At 28.2% G+C, this 22,554-nt stretch carries 22 protein-coding genes; 12 read left to right on the top strand and 10 right to left on the bottom strand.

Features of this window, described 5'->3' with window-relative positions; translation table 11 throughout:
• Positions 1–47 precede the first annotated feature (47 nt).
• Together BTO18_RS07680 and BTO18_RS07675 are read right to left on the bottom strand one after the other, a co-directional pair.
• Positions 48–830, bottom strand: coding sequence for a class I SAM-dependent methyltransferase (locus BTO18_RS07680; protein ID WP_105015664.1), 783 nt, complete (start codon positions 828–830; stop codon positions 48–50).
• Between the two features lie 35 nt (positions 831–865).
• Positions 866–1,369 (bottom strand): flavodoxin family protein, encoded by a 504-nt coding sequence (locus BTO18_RS07675; RefSeq protein WP_105015663.1) that lies wholly within the window; start codon positions 1,367–1,369, stop codon positions 866–868.
• Positions 1,370–1,496: 127 nt separating this feature from the next.
• Here BTO18_RS07675 and BTO18_RS07670 point away from each other — a divergent pair, with 127 nt between their 5' ends.
• From BTO18_RS07670 to BTO18_RS07650, 5 genes are all read left to right on the top strand, one after another.
• Positions 1,497–2,351 carry a PPK2 family polyphosphate kinase gene (locus BTO18_RS07670; RefSeq protein ID WP_105015662.1) on the top strand — a complete coding sequence of 285 codons (855 nt, stop codon included), beginning with the start codon at positions 1,497–1,499 and terminating at the stop codon, positions 2,349–2,351.
• Between the two features lie 65 nt (positions 2,352–2,416).
• Complete coding sequence (locus BTO18_RS07665) at positions 2,417–3,244, top strand: 3'-5' exonuclease (RefSeq protein ID WP_105015661.1); 828 nt, start codon at positions 2,417–2,419, stop codon at positions 3,242–3,244.
• Positions 3,245–3,310: 66 nt separating this feature from the next.
• Positions 3,311–4,198, top strand: coding sequence for a carboxypeptidase-like regulatory domain-containing protein (locus BTO18_RS07660; protein ID WP_105015660.1), 888 nt, complete (start codon positions 3,311–3,313; stop codon positions 4,196–4,198).
• 39 nt (positions 4,199–4,237) lie between these two features.
• Positions 4,238–4,723 carry an ABC transporter ATPase gene (locus tag BTO18_RS07655; protein ID WP_105015659.1) on the top strand — a complete coding sequence of 162 codons (486 nt, stop codon included), beginning with the start codon at positions 4,238–4,240 and terminating at the stop codon, positions 4,721–4,723.
• A 21-nt stretch (positions 4,724–4,744) separates the two neighbouring features.
• On the top strand, positions 4,745–7,663 hold the full coding sequence (locus BTO18_RS07650) for a serine hydrolase domain-containing protein (RefSeq protein WP_105015658.1): 2,919 nt from the start codon (positions 4,745–4,747) through the stop codon (positions 7,661–7,663).
• Between the two features lie 100 nt (positions 7,664–7,763).
• On the opposite strand, the gene BTO18_RS07645 is transcribed toward BTO18_RS07650, so the two are convergent.
• From BTO18_RS07645 to BTO18_RS07615, 7 genes are all read right to left on the bottom strand, one after another.
• Positions 7,764–8,219 (bottom strand): DUF4262 domain-containing protein, encoded by a 456-nt coding sequence (locus BTO18_RS07645; protein WP_105015657.1) that lies wholly within the window; start codon positions 8,217–8,219, stop codon positions 7,764–7,766.
• Between the two features lie 3 nt (positions 8,220–8,222).
• Positions 8,223–9,278, bottom strand: a complete 1,056-nt coding sequence (locus BTO18_RS07640) for a lysophospholipid acyltransferase family protein (RefSeq protein ID WP_105015656.1) — start codon at positions 9,276–9,278, stop codon at positions 8,223–8,225.
• A gap of 1 nt (position 9,279) precedes the next feature.
• A complete protein-coding gene (locus tag BTO18_RS07635) occupies positions 9,280–10,197 on the bottom strand; it encodes a bile acid:sodium symporter family protein (protein ID WP_105015655.1) in 918 nt (305 codons plus the stop codon).
• A gap of 124 nt (positions 10,198–10,321) precedes the next feature.
• Entirely contained in the window at positions 10,322–10,963 is a 642-nt protein-coding gene (locus tag BTO18_RS07630; protein ID WP_105015654.1) for a DUF4159 domain-containing protein, read from the bottom strand.
• A 42-nt stretch (positions 10,964–11,005) separates the two neighbouring features.
• Entirely contained in the window at positions 11,006–11,716 is a 711-nt protein-coding gene (locus tag BTO18_RS07625; RefSeq protein WP_105015653.1) for a 16S rRNA (uracil(1498)-N(3))-methyltransferase, read from the bottom strand.
• A 55-nt stretch (positions 11,717–11,771) separates the two neighbouring features.
• Entirely contained in the window at positions 11,772–12,893 is a 1,122-nt protein-coding gene (locus BTO18_RS07620; protein WP_105015652.1) for a GTP cyclohydrolase, read from the bottom strand.
• A 16-nt stretch (positions 12,894–12,909) separates the two neighbouring features.
• Entirely contained in the window at positions 12,910–14,073 is a 1,164-nt protein-coding gene (locus tag BTO18_RS07615; RefSeq protein ID WP_105017530.1) for a transporter, read from the bottom strand.
• Positions 14,074–14,109: 36 nt separating this feature from the next.
• On the opposite strand from BTO18_RS07615, the gene BTO18_RS07610 reads away from it, so the two are divergent.
• The 7 genes from BTO18_RS07610 to BTO18_RS07580 all read left to right on the top strand — a co-directional run bounded on the left by BTO18_RS07610 (position 14,110) and on the right by BTO18_RS07580 (position 22,167).
• Positions 14,110–14,367, top strand: coding sequence for a DUF4834 family protein (locus tag BTO18_RS07610; protein ID WP_105015651.1), 258 nt, complete (start codon positions 14,110–14,112; stop codon positions 14,365–14,367).
• 95 nt (positions 14,368–14,462) lie between these two features.
• Entirely contained in the window at positions 14,463–16,862 is a 2,400-nt protein-coding gene (locus BTO18_RS07605) for a YfhO family protein (protein ID WP_105015650.1), read from the top strand.
• A 12-nt stretch (positions 16,863–16,874) separates the two neighbouring features.
• Positions 16,875–17,576: a class I SAM-dependent methyltransferase gene (locus BTO18_RS07600; RefSeq protein ID WP_105015649.1), complete on the top strand. Its 702-nt coding sequence runs from the start codon at positions 16,875–16,877 to the stop codon at positions 17,574–17,576.
• A complete protein-coding gene (locus tag BTO18_RS07595) occupies positions 17,564–18,361 on the top strand; it encodes a hypothetical protein (protein WP_105015648.1) in 798 nt (265 codons plus the stop codon). Before BTO18_RS07600 ends, BTO18_RS07595 begins: the two co-directional genes overlap by 13 nt.
• Entirely contained in the window at positions 18,351–19,409 is a 1,059-nt protein-coding gene (locus BTO18_RS07590) for a glycosyltransferase family 4 protein (RefSeq protein ID WP_105015647.1), read from the top strand. Before BTO18_RS07595 ends, BTO18_RS07590 begins: the two co-directional genes overlap by 11 nt.
• Positions 19,406–20,671, top strand: coding sequence for a glycosyltransferase family 4 protein (locus BTO18_RS07585; RefSeq protein WP_105015646.1), 1,266 nt, complete (start codon positions 19,406–19,408; stop codon positions 20,669–20,671). The genes BTO18_RS07590 and BTO18_RS07585 overlap by 4 nt, the downstream gene beginning before the upstream one ends.
• 2 nt (positions 20,672–20,673) lie before the next feature.
• On the top strand, positions 20,674–22,167 hold the full coding sequence (locus tag BTO18_RS07580) for a lipopolysaccharide biosynthesis protein (RefSeq protein WP_105015645.1): 1,494 nt from the start codon (positions 20,674–20,676) through the stop codon (positions 22,165–22,167).
• Here BTO18_RS07580 and BTO18_RS17975 read toward each other — a convergent pair.
• Positions 22,162–22,467, bottom strand: a complete 306-nt coding sequence (locus BTO18_RS17975) for a DUF6122 family protein (protein ID WP_105015644.1) — start codon at positions 22,465–22,467, stop codon at positions 22,162–22,164. The two genes, BTO18_RS07580 and BTO18_RS17975, sit on opposite strands and share 6 nt — an antisense overlap.
• Between the last annotated feature and the right edge of the window lie 87 nt (positions 22,468–22,554).

Genomic DNA, 22,554 nt, shown 5'->3' with positions numbered 1-22,554 from the left:
GAATTATTTGTTTAGGAAGTGTAAGAAGTCTAATAATTACTTTATGTCTAATTTTTTCCGATTATAAATAAATAATCTCCAAACTCGTTTTCATAAGATTTTATAATTTTTTTAATTTCCCCATTCTCAACATCAGTTTTCAATTTAGACAATCCGTTTTCAACTTCATCAATATTTGATAATGATGCAAATGAAGAAATACCATTTCTAATTTGAGTGTCAAAATATAATTCTGGGTTCTGTTTTCCACAATACAGAAACTTATCCATCAAATCTTCTTTAATAAAATATTTTTCTGTTTCTAAAAGTTGAATTTCACTGGCTTCCATTGCTGTTTTTATATTTTCAAAACTAGGCATTTGTACAATTGAATCTGATAGCATTTTAGGAAAATAATGATTTAGCCAATAACCATTCATTTGTTTTGGAGTAGATGTGAAAATTACAATGCGACCATTTGGTTTTAAAACGCGATTAAGTTCTGAAAACCCTTTTTTTAAGTCTGTCCAATGATGTATTGTTAAAGAGGCAATTATTCCATCAACAAAATTTTTAGAAAGCCCAGTGTTTTCGGCAGAACCAATTTTCCAAGAAATTTCTGTGTTTTTAAACTTTGCTTTTTTTAACATTAATTCTGATGGATCAATACCTATAAAATCATATCCTTTCTTTTGAATTTGATTTGTATAATTACCTGTTCCACAACCAATATCTAAATATTTTTCATTTTTAGATGGTTGTAAATGATGAATTAACCTCTCTGTTAAATATTTATCAGCTTTTCTTGTAAGGTTATAACCAGTCCCAATTTCATCGTATTTTACTTTCATTAACAGCTTAAAATAGATATTTATTTTTAAAACATTTAAATTAATTTTCTGAATTCATCAATCTTATTTTTAGCCTCATTATCAATTTCATTATCAGAAAACCAAGCATGGGTATCTCCTAAATATTCCATACCCAAATAATTAGCACTTTGTATAAAAGGCATAGAAAAACCATCTTTTCTGTCATTTTCACCAGAGTTGCTAATCATAGCCATTTTTTTACCTCTTAATTGCCTTCCTAATTCTTTTTTGTAGTGTAGTAAATCAGAAAGTCTATCAAAAAAGTGTTTCATTGTGCCACTCATGCTATACCAATAAACAGGTGTTGCAAAAATAAAAGTATCATATTTTTCAATAATTTCTTCCATTAAAGGTAAGAAATCATCTTGTGCATTAGAAAAATCATATTCAAAAGCACCAATATTTTTTACTTTTAAATCAATAATATCAAATTTATTGTCATTGTTTAAGTAGTTAACTACTTTGTAAGTGTTACCTTTTGAGTTAGAACTCCCTTGAATAATTACCTTTGTTTTCATGTATTAAAGATGAAAAAAAATTAAATTAGAGCTTAAAAAAAGGCATCATTTTAATTTATAAAACTCTTTAGTAAATCAATGGTAAAAAAACAGAATTGTTTATCTTTAAACATTAATTAGATTGATGATGAATTTAGACGATTATAAAGTTTCTAGCAAGATAAAACTAAAAGATATAGCTACAAAAGAGGTTATTGTTGATGCTAAAAAAGGACTAAAGAAAATCCGAAAAAAGTTGAGCAGTATACAAAATGCCATGTATGCAGAAGGTAAATTTGGATTGTTAATTTGCTTACAAGGCATGGATACTTCTGGGAAAGACAGCTTAATTAGAGAGGTTTTTAAAGATGTAAATGCAAGTGGAGTAGTTGTGCATAGTTTTAAAGTACCCACTGAATTAGAGTTGAAACATGACTTTATGTGGAGACATTATATAGCTTTGCCACCAAAAGGAAAGATTGGAATTTTTAACAGAACACATTACGAAAATGTGTTGGTTACAAGAGTGCATCCACAATATATTTTTGCAGAAAACATACCCGCTGTTAAAAAAATAGAAGATTTAGACGATGCTTTTTATCATGATAGAATGGAAAGAATTAATCAGTTTGAAAATCATTTGGCAACTAATGGAACTATCGTTTTAAAGTTCTTTTTAAATTTATCTAAAGATGAGCAAAAAAACAGATTGTTAAGAAGATTAAATATTCCAGAAAAAAACTGGAAATTTTCAGATGCAGATTTAAAAGAACGTAAACTTTGGGATAAATACCAGTTTTGTTACGAAGATTTACTAAATAGAACTTCTAAAGAAAATGCACCTTGGTTTGTAATTCCTGCTGATGATAAGCCTACTGCCAGATTACGTTTGGCAGAAATTCTAATTAAAGAATTAGAAAAATACAACTTTACAGCTCCAGAATTGTCACCAAAATTAAAAGTGCAAATTGACGATTTCAAAGCACAATTAAATAATGAATAAACTTAAAAGTTCAAAATTTTGAATTCAATAGTCAAAGTTGAACTACTAACTTTAAATTTTAAACCTTGAACCTAGAATTAAAAAAGCCGATTGTATTTTTCGATTTAGAAACTACAGGAGTTAATATTGCAACAGACAGAATTGTAGAAATATCTATCTTAAAAGTGTTTCCAAATGGAAATAAAGAAAGTAAAACTTGGTTGGTAAACCCGGAAGTAGAAATTCCACAAGGAGCAACTGATGTGCATGGTATTACAAACGAAAAAGTAGTTACAGAACCTACTTTTAAAGAACTTGCTCAAAAAGTAAATGAAATGATTGCCGATTGTGATTTAGCAGGGTTTAATTCCAATAGATTTGATATTCCTTTGTTAGCAGAAGAATTAATGAGGGCAGGTATCGATTTTGATATGAAAAATAGAAAAGCAGTTGATGTACAAACTATTTTTCATAAAAAAGAGCAAAGAACATTAAGTGCAGGGTATCAATTTTATTGCGGAAAAGAATTGGAAGGTGCTCATGGAGCAGAAGCAGATACAAATGCTACTTACGAAATTTTGTTAGCACAGATTGATAAATATGACGATTTGGAGAATACAGTTGATGCTTTAAGTGAGTTTTCAACTCATGGAAAGCGAGCAGATTTTGCTGGTTTTATTCTGATGAATGATGATGAACAAGAAATATTTTCATTTGGAAAATATAAAGGAAGAACAGTGGAAGAGGTGTTAAAAGAAAATCCAGGATATAATAATTGGATTCAGAATGCAGATTTTCCATTATATACCAAAAAAGTATTGAAAGAAATAAAAGAAAGAATGTCTGCACCAAAAAACAAAATGACAGATGCAGAAAAACTACAAGCTTTACAACAAAAATTTAATTTAAGATAACAATCCTGTCATTTCGAGTGATTTTCTGATGAATGAAGAAAATTGTGTCGAGAAATCTCAAAACGTATGAAAAAACTAATCTTTTTTTTATTTATTTCAACAACAGTATTTTCTCAAAGAATTAATTTCAAAGGAAAATTAGTTGATAAAGAAACCAAAGAACCAGTTGTATATGCAAACATTAGTTTTTTGAAGTCTAACAAAGGAATTTCATCTAATGAAGATGGAACTTTTTCTATGAATTTGAATAAAAAATATTTAGATGCTAAAATTCATATCTCTTGTTTAAATTATAAAGACACCATAGTTTTAGCAAAAAATGTACAAAACTCTATTTTGTACTTGCAGCCCAAGAATGTTGAATTAGATGAAATTACTTTAACAAAAAAAGTAGATAAATCTATTATTTTAGGAGAAGTTAAAAATAGAGTAGAAGGTGTGCATACATCTGGTATGAGAATGTTAGCAAAATATTTTCCTAATGATAAAAGAACCAAATGCTGTACCTATTTAGAAACCATAACCATTCATTTTGCAAAACGAAATCAACATCGAAAAAAATCGAAATTTAGAATACGTATTTTTAGTAAAGATGGTAAAACAGGTTTGCCAAAAGAGGACTTATTAAATATAAATTTACCTGTTGAGATTGAAAGTGGGCAACAAAAAGCAGTAATCGATATTTCTAATTATAATTTAGAAATTCCTGAAAACGGTTTATTTATTGCATTTGAAAAACTATTTATTCCCTTTAATCAATATGGAAAAAATGAATCAGATACAGAAAACGAGTTTTTCTATGCTCCAATTATAGGCTATACAAAATATCCTAAAAAAGATAGAAATGATAATATGTATTTATATGTAAAAGGAAAATGGCAATTATCACCTTTAAGCAAAGTAAAAATGATGCGTAAATATGCACCAGCAATTTCATTAATTTTATCAAATTAAACAGTTACCAATTAAAAAATTAAACGAATAAACATAATTATGTTTACAGCATATAAGAATTTACCCAATAACTCACGAGTTTGGATTTATCAATCTAGCAGAGAATTTACAGCACAAGAAATAGAATTTATTTCAGAAAAAGCAATACAGTTTATCAACTCTTGGACAAGACATGGAGATAATTTAAAAGGCTCTTTTACCATAAAATACAATCAGTTTTTAGTATTGGCTGTTGATGAGAGTTTCAATTCTGTTTCTGGTTGTTCTATTGATGCTTCTGTGCATTTTGTACAGCAATTAGAAAAAGAGTTACAGCTAGATTTAATGGATAAAATGAACATCACTTTTAAAAGTGGAGATCATATTAATTTGGTAAAACTAGCTGATTTTCAAAAATTTGCAAAGACAAATAAAATTACTCAAGATACCATTGTTTTTAATAATATGGTAAACACCAAAGAAGATTTTGAGAACAATTGGGAAGTACCAGCTAAAGAAAGTTGGCACAAACGTTTTTTGGTATAAAAATTGAAACTGAAAAAGAGTATGATAAAAAAACTCGTCACATTATTTTTAATAATAATTGTTTTTAAAGTGCAATCTCAAACTGTAGATCCTTTAAGAACAGAAGACTTTGAAAAGCAAGAAATTTGGGTAGATAGCATCTTAACCAATATGTCTGTTGATGAGAAAATAGGTCAGTTGTTTATGGTACAGGCTTATTCTAATTTAGATCAAAAGCACGAAGATTTTATCACAGAAATGATAACCAAATATCATGTTGGGAATCTTATCTTTATGCAAGGTACACCAGAAAAACAAGCTGTTTTAAATAATAGGTATCAAGCACTAGCAAAAGTGCCCCTAATGATTGGTTTTGACGGAGAATGGGGTTTAGATATGCGTTTAAAAAACACCTATAAATTCCCTTGGAACATGACTTTAGGAGCTATTCAAAACGAAGCTTTAATCAAGCAATTTGGCGAGCATATAGGCAAACACTGCAAACGATTAGGTATTCATATTAATTTTGCCCCAGTTGTAGATGTTAATGTAAATCCAGAAAACCCGATTATAGGGAATCGTTCTTTTGGAGAAAGTAAAGAAAATGTTACTAGAAAAGCAATCGCTTTTACTGAAGGTATGCAAAGCCAAAAAGTAATGGCAAATGCCAAACATTTTCCTGGTCATGGAGATACAGCTTCAGACTCTCACCATACATTACCTCTGTTAAATTTTGATAAAGCACGTTTAGATTCGATAGAATTGTATCCTTACAGAAGAATATTTGATGCAAGAGTAGGTTCTGTTATGACTGCCCATTTAAATATCCCCAGTTTAGAATCGAATACCAATTTACCTACATCACTTTCAAAAAATGTAGTGACGAACTTATTACAAGACGAATTAGGTTTTAAAGGTTTGGTTATTACAGATGGTTTAAATATGAAAGGAGCCACCAATTATGCAACATCTGCAGAGATAGATTTAGCAGCAATTATGGCAGGTAATGATATGCTATTAATACCACAAGATGTCCCAGCAAGTGTACGTTTGATAAAACAGGCAATTACTTTAAAAACATTGAGTGAAGAGCAACTAAATGCAACTGTAAAAAAGATTCTCAAAGCTAAATATTGGATGGGTTTACACAATTACAAACCTGTAGTTTTAGAAAATTTAAATGAAGATTTAAACACAATTGCAGATGAGTTGTTACACAGAAAATTAATCAAGAATTCTATAACTTTAGTCAAGGATTCCAAGCAAGAAGTGCCTTTAGCAAATTTAGATTACAAGAAAATTGCTTATGTAAAATTAGGTGATAATTCTGGGAATTACTTTGTAAACATGCTTAAAAATTATACCAAAGTTGATGTTGTTTCTGATGATAATTTAAGTGGTTTGGTTAAAAAGTTAAAACCATATAATTTAGTTATTGTTGGGTTTCATAAGTCTAACAATCACCCTTGGAAGAGTTATAAGTTTAAGGAAAAAGAATTGGTTTGGTTGCAAGAAATTGCTCGTAAAAAAAATATGATTTTAGATGTTTTTACAAGTCCATATAGTTTGTTGCAACTTAAAAGTTTTGAAAATATAGAGAGTATTATTGTATCGTATCAAAACAGTAAATTAGCTCAAGAACTCTCTGCTCAAGCTATTTTTGGAGCTTATGCGTTACAAGGCAAACTACCAGTTTCTATAAAAGATGAGTTTAAAGTAGGGCATGGATTAAAATCGTATAGTTTAAGTAGGTTACAATATACAATTCCAGAAGAAGTAAATATGTCTTCTAAAAAACTAGCATTGATAGATAAATATGCAGATACCATTTTAGAGGAGAAAATGTCGCCAGGTTTTCAAGTATTGGCTGCTAGAAATGGTAAGGTTGTTTTTCAAAAAAGTTATGGATATCATACAGAAGAAAAGACAAGAGCTGTTAAAAATTCTGATATTTACGATTTAGCGTCTTTAACTAAAATTTTAGCCTCTTTACCATTGTTGATGAAAGCAGAAGAGGAAGAAAAAATCCCTATTTCAGCTAGCTTAAAAGAAATTTTTCCAAGTTTTAAAAATACGAACAAAGCTTCAATTTCGGTAAAAGAGATTTTATCACATTATGGTAAACTAAAAGCTTGGATTCCTTTCTATATTAATACACAAGATAGTATTACTGGTAAAAATTCTAAAAAACTCTACAGAGATAAAAAGAATACCGAATTTAGTGTTAAAGTTGCAGAGAATTTATACATCAGAAAGTCATATAAAGATAGTATTTACGAGAAAATTAAAGAAGTAGAGCAAAGAGAAAAAGAAGGCTATAAGTATAGCGATTTAGGGTATTATTTATTTAAAGAAGCATTAGAAAAGAAATATAAAAAACCTTTAAACACATTAGCAGACCAAAAGTTTTATAGCTCTTTAGGAGCTAATAGAATGACGTATTTGCCTTTGCAAAAGTTTAATAAATCAGAAATTGTACCTACAGAAAAAGACGATTATTTTAGAAATCAACTATTACATGGTTATGTACATGATATGGGTGCTGCAATGTTAGGTGGTGTTGCAGGGCATGCAGGTTTATTTGCCAATGCAAACGATGTTGCTAAAGTAATGCAGATGTATTTACAGAAAGGTTTTTATGGAGGCAGACGATATATAAAATCAGAAACTGTAGATAAATTTAATACGCGTTATTTTGAGGATAAAAAAGTAAGAAGAGGTTTAGGTTTTGATAAACCTCAATTAAATCCAGATGTTGAAGCTACTTGTGGTTGCGTTTCCGATGAAAGTTTTGGTCATTCTGGTTTTACAGGTACTTATACTTGGGCAGATCCAAAAAGCGGAATTGTCTATGTGTTTTTATCAAACAGAGTGTATCCTACTATGGATAATAAGGGTCTGATTAAAGAAAATATGAGAACCAAAATTCAGCAAGTTATACAGGATGCTATTATTGAGTAAGTTTTTTTGAAGCTATTTTCTGCTTTTAGTACTCGCTTTTTTTGTGCCTCAAAAGAGCTTAAACAAATCGTTCAATCTAGGCTATCCTTGTTTATAAACACTAATCTCTCTTAAGTTTACTAATATCACCTAAAATTTCTTGATCATAATTATATTCTTTTTCAAAAGGAAAATATCCATTTAAATCTGGGAAAATTAATTGCAAATATTTGTAAGGTGCATTTTTATAATATTTAATAGAAGTTAATGTATATTCAGTTAGATTATTGTTATCTAATTCAATAAAGTAAACTGGAAATCGATCACTTAAACCTTCAATTTTCTCATTAATAGGAACTTCTTTAAATTTATATTTTTCAACATAATAATGTATTAAGTCTCCATTTAAACGTGGTAGTAATCCAGAAATAAATAATTCTGGAATTTTAAAATTCTTATAAATTCCTGTTGAATAACCAAAAGGAGTAAAACCTTTTTCCTCTAGTAGACTGGTAGTGTTAAAACCATATTTGTCAATATTATTATATATTCTTTTAAAGTATTTCTTTTTATTCATAAACTAAATATTTTCAGTATTTGTAACACAAAACTTACTATACAAAAACACCAACAGTATAGAACTCAAAAAATAAATACAGGCAATTTTCAATCCGAAGAAAAAATGTAGAATAAATGCTTGAATCACATAAAAAACAGGAAAAGTAATCACGTTTATTCCATATTGTAAAGTATCAACAAATTCTTGTTCTTCAATTTGTTTTTCTCTTTTTTTCCAAAATAAATACGGAATACTACTATTCAAAATAATTAAATAAAAAATTGGTTTTAGGTAGTTTACTGGTTTTTTACGAGGTTTAGGAATATTATTTTCAGCAATCATTTTGTTGACTACATCAACTTCAGTAAAATCTACATTTGCTGCATTTAATTTTGATAATATGATATGATAGTTTTCATCATTAGGAATATGAACAGTCAATTTTTTGAGTTGATTACTTACTTCGTTTTTTAAAATATTGATGGCTTTTGGTTTAAGATTATTATTTAAAATCTCTTTAGAGTCAATAGGTTTACCAAAATTCACACATACTTTACTTGGGTAAGTTGACGAATTTTGATAGGTAAGTCCAACAGGTAATACTGTAATTTCTAAATCAGGATTTTCCTCTAAAGCACCAAAAACTATTCTTGTAAACCCTTTACTTAAAGGCTGAATAGTTCTATCTCTGCAATGTCCACCTTGTGGAAAAATAAATAAAGTTTCTTTGTTTTTTAGAATGTTAAAACACTTCTTAAAGATTTCTTCGTTGTTAGAAAGTTGTTTTCTACCATCTCTAATTCTATAGATAGGCATTAGGTTTAAGGTGGCTAATGCTTTTCTAACTAATGGTTTTTTAAAAACATCTGCTCTTACCAAAAAATGATTTTCTCTAGGGTTAAAAGAAGTCACAAACAACGGATCCATTAAGGCATTAGGGTGATTAATAGCAAATAAAACAGCTCCTTTTTTAGGAACATTTTTTCTTCCTAAAACTTTAATTTCTTTTGCGTAAAAACGTAAGCTAATTTTAAGAAATAGCTTTACACTCAAATACCAAAGCTTTTTTAGTATCATTTTAATCTTGTACAGTTTTAGTGTTTCTACCCCAAAAAGTAGCCAAAGCCATACCAGAAAATACATCCCAAATCCCCCAAAATGCAGCTAATAAAGCCATACCACCTAAACCATCAAAAAAGCCAAAAATTAATAGTAACCCTAAACCTCCATTTTGGATACCAGTTTCCATAGAAATCGTTTTGGTATCTTGCTTATTTAAACCAAAAGATTTTGCAGTATAAAACCCGAGAATAAAAGCAAAAATATTATGAAAAATTACTAGAAGTAATACATGATGAATATGATTTACAAACACATCTAAATTTTGTGAAAAAGCAACAAATATTAAAGCAACAAAAACTAGCATAGACAATGGTTTTAAGACTTTTTCTATTTTTACAGCCATTTCTGAATGATGATGTTTTATTAGCATACCACAGATTAAAGGAATTCCTAAAATTAGTGAAACCAATTTTAGTAAATCTTTCCAGTTTAATTGTACTTTTTCTAAAATCACATTTGTTGGTTCGTATAAACTCCCCCAAAACTGTAGATTAAAAGGAGTCATAAAAATACAAATTAAAGTTGCAAAAGCTGTTAAACTTACAGAAAGAGCTGCATTTCCACCAGCCATTTTACTAAAAAAATTTGAAACATTTCCTCCTGGACAAGCAGCAATCATCATCATTCCTAATGCAAAACTTGGGTGAGGTTCTATAAGTAAAATCCCTAAAAATGTAAATGCAGGTAATAAAATAAATTGCGATAAAACTCCAACAAAAACAATTTTTGGATTTTTAAAAAGGCGTTTAAAATCATCAATAGTAATACCCAAAGCAACTCCAAACATAATAATGGCAATGGCTATATTTAATACCCATAAACCACTAGAATCGAAGTTTATTTTAATATCATCAATATTGATTTCGTTTTGCATATTCTTGTTTTAGATTCAAAATTCAAAATTCAAAATTCAAAATTCATGATTCATGATTCATGATTTAATGTTTAAGATTATCTGTGTCCTGATTCAAGAAAATCTTATAACCAAATTTTTATTATCAATTCGTAAACGCATATTCAATAATATTTGCACCCATTTTAAGTGCTTTTTCACGAACTTCTTTTGGATTATTGTGGATTACTTGATCTTCCCAACCATCACTTAAATCAGTTTCATAATCATAGAAAACCACTAATCTGCCTTCATAAAAAAGTCCAAAACCTTGAGCAGGTTTTTTATCATGTTCATGAATTTTAGGAATTCCATTAGGGAATTTAAAGGTTTGATTATAAATAGCATGGTTGCTAGGAATTTCTTTAAACTCTAATTTTGGAAATACTTTTTTGAGTTCTCTTCTAATGAATTTATCTAAACCATAATTGTCTGAAATATGCAAAAATCCACCAGAAATTAAATAATTTTTTAAGTTGCTAGCTTCTTCATTGGTAAAATATATATTTCCATGCCCAGTCATAAATAGAATAGGAAAATTAAAAATATCTTGACTGTTTACTGCTACATTCTGTGGATTTTTAGAAATATTGGTTTTACAATTTTCGTTTGTAAATTCAATTAAATTAGGTATTGCTGTTGGGTTTGCATACCAATCTCCACCACCATCGTATTTTAAAATAGCTACGTCTTGGGCTTGAAATTGAGAAATTACAGCAAAAAAAATAAATGTAATAAATTGCTTCATAAAGCCTTAAAAAGAATTTACAGCAATATAGTAAAATAGAATTTATCCATTAACAAAAGAAACCAAATTTACAGCAACTAAACCAGCAGTTTCAGTTCGTAATCTGCTTTCTCCTAAAGAAATTGGTATGCAATTTTTTGTTAAAGATTTTTTAATTTCTTGAGAAGAAAAATCACCTTCAGGACCAATGAGAATGGTTGTTTTTTCTGATGGATGTATTATCGACTTTAGATTTTTTTTCTGTTTAACATCTTCACAATGTGCAATACAAACCTTTCCATCAAAATCTAGATTGATAAATTCATTGAATTTTATTGGCAGATTTAGTTTTGGCAATGTAAATTTTAAAGATTGCTTCATCGCAGATTGGATGATTTTTTCAAAACGTTCTAGTTTTACAATTCTTCTTTCAGAATTTTGACAGATAATAGGCGTTATTTCATCAATACCAATTTCTGTAGCTTTTTCTAAAAACCATTCAAAACGATCGTTGTTTTTTGTTGGAGCAATAGCTACATGCAAATAATAATCCCAAAGTTTTGATTTTTCTGTAACAGAAATAATTTCAGCAATACATTTTTTGTCATTAGCAATGTTAATTTTTGCTTCAAATAAAAATCCTTTTCCGTTTGTGATATTTAAAGTATCGTCTTCTTTTTTACGTAAAACACGCACTATATGTTTGCTTTCAATTTTATCGAAAGTAATTTGAGTAGTGTTTTTAGTAATATCAGAATTGTAGAAAAGTTGCATTTTTTAGTAAAAATTTTTGTTTTTCATCTCAAATTTATAATCTTTCTACTTCCTACTAAACAATATTTTTTCTGTATGTTCTACGTCTTTTATGGGTAACTGGGTTAAAATCTTCCCAGATTTTTTTTATAGCTTCATTATCTTCCAATTCAGGGGTTCTTATACAATTAACGATTCCTTTTTTGCTAAAGGTCTTTGTATATTGATCAAAAATAATTGCTGTAACTCCTTTATTTTGATAATCAGGATGAACACCAATCAAGTAAAAAGTAACATCTTTAGCATGTTTTTTAGCCTTAAGTAACCTTAAAATCCCTAAAGGAAATAATCGACCTCTTGCTTTTCGCAAAGCATTAGAAAATGAAGGCATTACAATTGCAAAAGCAATGAGTTTACCATCCTTATCCATTACAAATTTTATATATTCTGGATTGATAAATGAAATATATTTCTTTTTAAAATATGCTATTTGTGCATCAGATATAGGAACATAAGTAGAGAGTTTAGAATACGATTTATCGAAAACTTCAAACATTTCATTTACATAAGGTAAAATCTGTTTGGTTTTCTTAAAATCTAGAGCTTTTAAATGATAACGCTTTTTTATAACGTTACTGATTCTGTTGTAATAAACAGCATCAACATTTTTAAACATAAATTTGTTTTCTAAATATTCTTTTTCTTTTACAAAGCCCAATTGTTCTAAATGATCTTTGTAATAAGGATGATTATACCAAGTAATCATAGTGCCTAAATGCTCAAAACCATCAACAAGTACGCCTGTTTTATCAAGATTATTAAAACCTACAGGGCCTTCTATATATTCTAAATTATTTGCTTTCCCAATTTCATTTACTTTATCGAGTAGAGTTTTGGTTACTTCAATATCATCAATTACATCAAACCAACCAAAACGCATTTTTTTAATTTGTTGCTTATCCACTTCAAACCAATTGATAATCGCTACAACTCTACCAACAATTTTTTTACCTCTATAAGCTAAAAAAAAGTGGGCGTCTGCATTTTTAAAAACAGGATTTTTCTTTGGATTAAAATTGGCGATTTCGTCTTTTATTATTGGAGGTACCCAATATTTATTGCGTCTGTATAAAGAAAAAGGAAATAAAACAAAACGCTTGAGATCTCTTTTTGTTTTGGCTTCTTTTAAGATTATCATAATTAATTTGGGGGTTTTAATTTTTTCTTTTCCTTTTTTTTCTAGTTCTTTTTTTAGATGATTTATTATCTTTCTTTTTTGTAAAAATACTAAAAAGTCTGCTAAAAAATCCGTTTTTCTTTTTGTTATACCTTGTTATAGGCGTATTTTTTACTTCTCTTCCATTTTCATCAACCTCTTTATAGCTATCTTTATGTTTATTAATTCTATAAGAAACTCCAAAGCCTGCATAAAAACCTGCTGCTGTACCTTCTGCTAAAAACCTACCAGAAGCATTTATTTGTAAGTTTTTATTATAAAGATATGCTAAACCTGTTCCTAAATTGGTTACATTTCTAAACTCTTGAAAAATAGTTTGATTTTCTATAAAAGTGGACCATCTATCACTAAAATTGTATGTACCAGTAATTATATAAGATAATTCAGGAAAATCAGTGCCTATTTTATCATAAAAAACATTAGTAATAATATTAAATTGATTACTTAAATTGTTTTGCAATAAAACACCCACTTTAGGAGACATGTTGCCAGTCTTATAGTAATCGTTAACCATGTCTGTATTCAACCCTGCATAGATAGCAACAGAAGGTATTAATCTTTTTTTATCAAAAGCATTTCGTCTTTTCCAACTTCTTACTTCTTTGCTCTTATCTTCATATTCTTGTTGATAAATCAAATATTTAGCACCAATTGTAAATCTGCTAAAACCTGTATCAAAATAATGTGATGTAAAAATATTTTTAAAAGCTACTTTATCTCTGTTATAACTTACTTGTGCATTTAATTCTAATTTTTCTAAAAATAAGCTAGTTCTAAATAGCATATCAAAACCAAAAGATTGTGGTCTAGAAAAGGTAGGTTCTATTTTGGTGTTTCTAAAAAACAGATTGCTTTCAAATTGGTAAACACCTGTACCAACACTATATGGGCTTTCAGAAAACCCAGGTTTATTAGAGTTTATTACCTCTGTATATTGAGCAAAAACAGTTTGTAACCCAATAAAGTAAAAGAATAAAGTGTATTTAAAAGAGTGGCTTTTCATCTTCGAAAGTTCATTATTTTTAAATTCTAAAAAAAGTGATAAACAAACATAGAACAAAAATGCTGTTTTAAAAAGTGATACATACTTTTTTACCTTTCTCGAAGTTTTATAGTTTGTTAACGTTACAATTGTTTCCAAATTATTATTTTTGATAGATTTTTTTAACAAAACACTATGATAGGTTTATTAAAAACACTCTTTTTTATATTATTATTTTACTACGCTTTTAAGTTTTTAGCAAGACTTCTAGCACCTTTTGTCTTGAAAAAAGTATCAGATACTATCCAAAAAAAGGCAGAACAACAGTTTGGAAACCAGCAACCTAAAAGTTCAGTAAAAGAAGGCGAAACAATTATAGATAAAGCACCTAGAAAACAAAATCAAAGTAATAATTCTGTTGGAGAATATGTCGATTTTGAAGAAATAGACTAAACTTTTTAAATATATAAGACTAATTAAACAATACTTAAAATTACAATTTGAATCTTAAAAAAATATTTCCTTACGTTGTAGCTATTCTAATTTTTATGATAGCTTCTCTATTGTATTTCCATCCTGTTTTGAAAGGACAAAAAATTTCGCAATCAGATATTACACAGTTTAATGGAATGGCGAAAGAGATTGTAGATTACAGGGCAGAGAATAATGATGAAGAACCCTATTGGACAGGAGCATCCTTTAGTGGAATGCCAGCTTACCAAGTAAGTGCCTATTATCCTCATGATTACGTGAGGAGTTTAGACAGATTACTTCGTTTTTTACCAAGACCTGCAGATTATACTTTTTTATATTTTTTGAGCTTTTTTGTATTGATGATGGCTCTAAAAGTTGAATGGAGATTAGCTATTCTTGGTTCATTATCGTTTGGTTTTTCTACATATTTAATCATCATTTTTGTACCTGGTCATAATGCAAAAGCACATGCAATTGCATATATGCCTTTAGTTTTAGCTGGTGTTTTGTGGGTTTTTAAACGCAGATACGTACTAGGTTTTATTGTTACTGGTTTGGCAATGGCATTAGAAATTTACACCAATCACATACAAATGACTTATTATTTAGGTTTTTGTTTATTGATTTTGGGTATTGTACAACTCATAAACGCTATCAAAGAAAAGATATTACCAACTTTTATAAAACAAGCTGCTGTTATTATTGCTGCTGTGTTTTTAGGAATTGGGGCAAATGCATCTAGGTTAATGGCTACAAAAGAGTATGCAGATTATAGTACTAGAGGAAAATCTGAATTGACTATAAAACCAGATGGTTCTAAAAAAGAAGCAACCAGAGGTTTAGACAAAGCTTATATTACACAATACAGCTACTCAAAATTAGAAACATTTAATCTATTTGTACCAAGGTATATGGGTGGTGGAACTTTTGAAAAATTGGGAGATGATTCTAATTTTTATAAATTGATAAAAAAAAGAGCAGGTAAAAAAGTGGCTGATGATTATTCAGAACAAGTACTAACGTATTGGGGAGATCAACCCATCGTGGAAGCACCTGCATATATTGGAGCTGTTATTTTCTTTTTATTTTTTTTAGGCATTTTTCTAGTAAAAGGAAGGTTAAAGCAGTGGCTAGTGGCTGCTACTATATTCTCAATTTTATTAAGTTGGGGCAGAAATTTTGAAGGACTTACTAACTTTTTTATTGATTATATTCCTTTATACAATAAATTTAGAGCAGTATCTTCTATTCAGGTTATTGCAGAATTATGTGTACCAATTTTAGGAGTTTTAGCATTAAAAGAATTCTTTTCATCTTCAATCTCAAAAAAAGAAAAAAGGAAAGCATTAGAAAAAGCTGTTTTTGGTTTTGGTGGATTAATTGTATTTGGATTTCTACTAGCTCATATTTTTGCAACCTTTGAAGGAATTAGAGATAATAATTACAAAGACTTACCAGGTTTAATTGATGCTTTAATAGCTGATAGAAAATCAATTTTATTGTTTGATACATTACGTTCTTTAGGTTTTGTTGTTGCTACTGGAGCCGTTTTATGGTTTTTGTTAAATAAAAAACTAAAACAACATATTGCTGTAATTTTGGTTGCAAGTTTTATTTTGGTAGATTTAATTTCTGTAGATAGGAAATATGTAAGTGAAAAGGAATTTAAACCAGCAAAAAGAATAGAAAAACCTTTTACTGCCTCTAGTGCAGATAAATTAATACTTCAAGATACTTCTCATTTTAGAGTGGGTAATTTTATAGGAAATCCTATGGAAGATGGCTCAACTTCTTATTTTCATCAATCAATAGGTGGTTATCATGCAGCAAAAATGGGACGTTATAATGAGTTGTTTGATTATCAAATAGCAAAAAATAATATGGAGGTATTAAATATGCTGAATACCAAATATTTTATTGTAGAAAATAAGCAAAGACAACCCCAAGCTCAAGTTAACCCAGATGCAAATGGTAATGCTTGGTTTGTTGATAAAGTGTTAACAGTTACTTCTGCAAATGAAGAAATTAAGGCACTAGATTCTTTAAATACCAAAACAATAGCAGTTTTAAATGTTAATAAATTTAATGAAGTTGGTAATCTTACGTTTGATAAAGATTCTACAGCAACTATTGAGTTGATAGAATACGATTTGAATAAACTCATTTATAAATCTAATACACAAAAAGAGCAATTTGCTGTTTTCTCGGAAATTTATTACAAAGATGGTTGGAATACCTATATTAATGGACAATTACAACCACACTATCAAGTAAATTATGTATTAAGAGGGATGAAAGTACCTGTTGGAGAAAACGAAATCATTTTTAAATTTGAACCTAAAGTAATACAACAAGGAGGCTTTATCTCAATAGCTTCTTACCTCATTTTAATTGTAGTAACTATTGGATGGTTCTTTTATGATGAAAAGAAAAAGAAGAAAAATAGAATGGCAAACCAAACTGCAAACGTTTGATAAAAATTGACTATGTTTAATTACTTTAAGAAGAAAAAATTTACACCAAAACGTATCAATTTAGATAGCGATGTAAAAGAGTTTACTAGAGAAGAGCTAAAAGTTATTAATCTTTTAAATTATACTAAAAAAAGTGCATCAACTTATTCAGGAGAATTATATGATGTTGGTTACCATACTTTTAATTTTGGTGGAAAAGTTTTAAAAGGACAAAGAAACCCTGAAGAACGGTTTGCAAACGTACCTTTTGATTTTAAAAATAAAACGGTTTTAGATATAGGTTCTAACCAAGGAGGTATGCTAAATGCCATTGCAAAAGAAATTCACTATGGAGTTGGTATTGACTACGACTCTAGAATGATAAACGTTTCTAATCGAATAAAAGAACATTCAAAAAATAGTAATTTACAGTTTTATGTTTTTGATTTAGAGAACGAAAAACTCGATTACATCAAAGATTTTTTACCAACAAATAAAGTAGATATTTGCTTTTTGTTGTCAGTCTGTATGTGGTTGCCAAATTGGAAAGAATTGATTCAGTTTGTACAAAGTATCAGCGATAATTTGTTGTTTGAATCGAATGGAAAAGACGAGCAACAAGAGGAGCAAATCAGTTTTTTAAAATCAATTTACAAAAATGTACAATTGATTAATGAAATTTCTGATGATGATCCTTTGCAGAAAAAGAGAAAACTTTTGCTATGCAAAAATTAGTAGAAAAATCTTTTTTTTGCTATCCAAAAAATCAAAATATAAGTATTTTATATGATGATGTACATCAATTAAATACAAGACTTTTTAAAGCATTAAGCCTTCAAGTTTCTGCAAAAGAAGGTATCTTATTACGTTTTAGAAAAACCAATTTAGGACACTATTTAAGTACTCTTCTTGATAAAACAAAATTAAAATTTCAATTACCAGAAGTCACAAATATACATTTAGGCTATAAAAGTGGAAATAAAGTAGTCTTTTTCTGTTTTGATGAGCATGAAAATCCAATTAAAGTACTACAAAAAATTCCTGAAGAAGATTTTATTGAGCATAATTTTTTGGGATATTCGATTATCGAAAAATATTCTAAAAACGAATATTTAAAAAAAAGAGTATTTCTAAAATCTGCTTTAAAAAAAAGATGGCAAGAGTTAAAAGACAATAAAAAAGTTCATGGAGACTTTACACACTTCAACATACTAGTATCTAGTAGAAAAGAAATTAGCTTTATTGATGATAAGAAAGTAACCAATTCAATTCTTTTTGATTTTTTTTACTTTTATAGTTATTATCTACAATGTTTACAAAAATGTAAAACAATTAATGAGCAAGATGTTTTAACTATAAAGAATGATTTACAAATTCTTATCAAAGAAATTTGTGTAAGTAAAGATTTGGAACATAATTTAAAACAAATAAATAGTAAAGATGCTGTAGGTTTAACAGGTATAAATAAAGAAAACATGAAAGTTGAGTTTCTAAATTTTATGTTAGAGAATGAAAAATAAACTTCTCTATATCTATCCTAAAAAAGCAACATTTATCAATAATGATATTTCTTTTTTAGAAAAAAAATATCAAGTTGTTACACAAGATTTAGATTGGGGAAATCCTAAAAAACTGATTGTTAATTTTTATAAGCAATTTTTATTTTTACTAAAACATAGTAGAACTTCATACTCAATAATTATTAACTTTGGAGGATATTTTTCTTATTTACCCACTCTTCTTGGTAAATGGTTTGGAGTAAATACCTACATTATTTTAAATGGGACAGATTGTGTAAGTTTTCCTGCTTATAACTATGGCAGTTTACGTAAAAAAATATTGAAGTATTTTATTTATAAATCCTATAAAAGAGCAACTAAACTTTTCCCTGTTGATGCTTCTTTAGTGCAACAAACTCACACTTTTGATGATGAAGTAAATCAAAAAAAGCAAGGAATTAGATGTTTTTTCCCAACTTTAAAAACTCCAGTTTCAGTAATTCCAAATGGGTTAGATTCTAATTTTTGGACAACAAAATCAACAATAAAAAAAACAGGATTTATATCTGTAGGTTTTGTAAACTCGTTAAAATCTTTTCGAGTAAAAGGGATAGATATGATTCTTAAAACTGCTGAACTATTCCCAAATGAAAAGTTTACAATTGTTGGCATATCTGACGCATTTAAGTCAACCTTGCAGGGTTTTCCTACTAATGTAATTACGATTCCTTATTTAGAAAAAGAAGCTTTAAAAAAAGCTTATCAAGAGCATGAGTTTTATTTACAAGTTTCTGTTAACGAGGGTTTTGGCTGTGCTTTGGTTGAGGCTATGTTAACAGGTTGTATCCCAATTGTTTCAAATGTTGGGGCATTACCAAATGTTACAAAAAATAAAGGTTTTATTATCAAAAAGAAAGATATTAATCATTTTAAAAATACTATAAAGAAGGCATTAGATTTAAGTGATTTAGATAGAAAATCTATAGCAAGAGAAGTGCAAGAAAATAGTATCAAAAATTTTGATATTTCAGTTAGAGAACGTTTACTTTTACAGGAAATAGAAAATTGAGAGTATTAATAATTACATATTATTGGCCTCCTGCAGGTGGAAGTGGCGTTCAACGTTGGCTGAAATTTGCTAAATATTTAAGAGATTTTGGTGTTGAGCCCATAATTTATACTGTTGAGAATGCTAATTATCCAAAAGAGGATAAAAGTTTGTTATATGAAATTCCAAAAGGAATAGAAGTACTACAACAACCTATTTTTGAACCTACAGATTTACTATTTTGGAAGCGAAAAAATAATCAAAAAAAAGATGTTTCTAATGCTGTAAATAGTAGTTTTTTATCATTTGTGAGAGGAAACTTCTTTATTCCAGATCCAAAAATATTCTGGGTAAAAAAATCAGTCAAATATTTAAACACCTATTTAAAACATAGAAAAGTTGATGTTGTAATTAGCACTGGTCCTCCACATTCTATGCATTTGATTGCAAAAAAAATAGCTCAAAAGAATCAAATAAAATGGTTGGCAGATTTCAGAGATCCATGGTCTAATTTATACTATAATAAAGAATTACGTCCACTTTCTTATGCAAAAAAAAATAATTTAGTTCTAGAAAAATCAGTCTTAAAAAATGCAGATTGTATACTAACAGTAAGTGATACATTAAAAAAAGAGTTTTCTAAAAATGCTAAAAGAGTAGAAGTTATTACCAATGGTTTTGATGATGAGGTTCTACAAAATAGAAAAGTAGTTTTAGATAATACTTTTTCCATAAGTTATATTGGTTTATTGCCTAAACAAAGCAATCCTAAACTATTTTTTAAGGCTGTAAAACGTTTGTGTGATGAAAATGAGAGTTTTAAAAATAATATAAAACTTAATTTTATTGGTGATATTTCTAATGATGTTAAAGAAGATATTTATGCTTATAAATTGAATAATGTCACTAATTTTATAGGCTATGTATCTCATCAAAAGGCAATAGAATATCAGAAAAAAGCACAAGTTTTGTTATTGTTAATTCCTAATGTAGAAAATTCTGAAGGAATTTTAACAGGCAAATTATTTGAATACTTAACAGCTAAAAGACCAATTTTAGCTTTAGGAAAATCAAAAAGTGATTTGTCTAAAATTCTTAAAGATACTAATGTTGGGGTAGTTTTAAATTATGATGATGAAGATAAAATTTATAGTGAAATAAAGCGTTTATACCATCAATATCAAAAAAATGAATTGCAAGTTGATTCTATCAATATTGAACAATATCATAGAAAAAATTTAACCCAGAAATTGGCAGAACTTTTAAAAAGCTTACATTCGTAATTATGGGAATTGTACTAAAACAATCTTTTAGAAATACATTGATTATCTATGGAGCTTTTTTAATTGGTGGTATAAATACAATTATTTTTTACCCGAGAATTTTAGGTTCAGATTTTTATGGTTTAGTTACTTTTTTATTGTCTTCTTCTAATGTTATCATGCCTTTAGCAGCTTTTGGAGTGCAATATACGATTGTGAAATTTTATTCATCTTACATTACCAAAGAGCAAAAAGATAAGTTTTTATCATCAGTAATTTTTCTGCCTATTTTTATTGCATTACCTCTTGGTTTTTTTTGGGATTATATGCACGAATGGATTATGAGTAGGGTCACTGAAGAAAACAAAGCAATCGAATCTTACACGTATTCTATCTATATTATAGCTATTTGTTGTGCTTATTTTGAGTTATTTTATTCTTGGACTAAAGTGCAACTAAATACTGTTTTTGGCAACGTGTTAAAAGAATTATGGAATAGGGCAGTAGTACTATTACTTTTACTAGCTGTTTTTTATAATTTTATTACCAAGTCAGAATTTATTTTATACTTAACTGTAGCCTACGCATTACGAACTTTGGTAATGATGTTGTATGCTTTCTATATTTATATCCCAAAATTTTATTTTAAGCTACCAGATAATTTTTCTGAAATTATTAAGTATTCGTTTTATATCATTTTAGCTGGTAGTGCAGGTGCTATTTTATTAGATATAGATAAAATTATGATTCCTGGAAAAGAAACTATGGCTAAAGCAGCATATTACACAGTAGCTGTTTTTATTGGTACTTTTATAGAAGCTCCTAGCAGAGCAATGTCTCAAATTTTGCAACCACTTACCTCAAAATCATTAAACGAATCTGATACAAAAGAAGTTGAAAGTTTGTATAAGAAAAGCTCTATCAATTTACTTTTAGTTGGTGGCTTGTTCTTTTTGCTAATCAATTGTGGGGTACAAGAACTGTTTAAACTAATGCCAGAAAAAGGTTATGCAGGTGGTGAGTTAGTTGTTTTAATGATCTCTTTTGCGAAATTGTATGGTATGTTTTTGGGAAATAATAGAGATATTATAAATAACTCTAAATTCTATAGAATTGCACTGCCTTTAAGTATTTTTATGGCATTGTCAGTATATTTTCTAAATACATTGTTTTACTATAATTTAGAATTTGGTACAGATGGATTGGCTTTAGCAACATTATTGACTTTAATTGTAGCAAATACATTTAAAATTTGGTTTGTAAAATACAAGTTTTCTATTACGCCATTTACAAATACGTCCTTAAAATTAATTGGAATAATATTGATTTTATTTTTAGCATTTTACTTTTGGGATTTTTCAATTCCATCTGTAGAAATAGCGAGTTTTGAAATTTCACCACTACTAAATATCATTCTTAAAAGTATTATTATTCTAGTTTTATATGTATTCTTAATTTTAAGATTATCAATTTCAAAAGAAATAAATAGCCTTATAAAAAGATTTATCAAACTATAAATAACAGTCTATTAAATCTGTAATGATATGAAAAAGTAATGCTATACAAAGTGTTCTAGTCTTCTTAAAAAATAATCCTAGGCAATAAATAACTACTGCTATATAAGAATGTAAAGGATGAAAATTTACACTACATCTATTTGGGTCAAATATAGGGTTAGCTAAAAGATGGTCTAAATCTATTAACATAGACAGCAGAAAGATAATATATATTTTTTTCCATTTATCTTTAAAAAAAAGATAGGCAATAATTAAAGGAACTAGAAAATGTAAAGAATAATGTATGGTAAATTTCAGCATAAAAAAAAGACTAACAGTAAATGTAAGTCTTTTTTAATAACGAATAGTTAAATATTAACTGGGGGAACATTCATTATTATGATGTAA

The sequence above is a fragment of the Polaribacter porphyrae genome, assembly GCF_002954685.1.
GTDB classification, from domain to species: Bacteria; Bacteroidota; Bacteroidia; order Flavobacteriales; family Flavobacteriaceae; genus Polaribacter; species Polaribacter porphyrae.
Note: the sequence above shows the minus strand (reverse complement) of the source record. Positions and strands in the feature narration are given on the sequence as shown.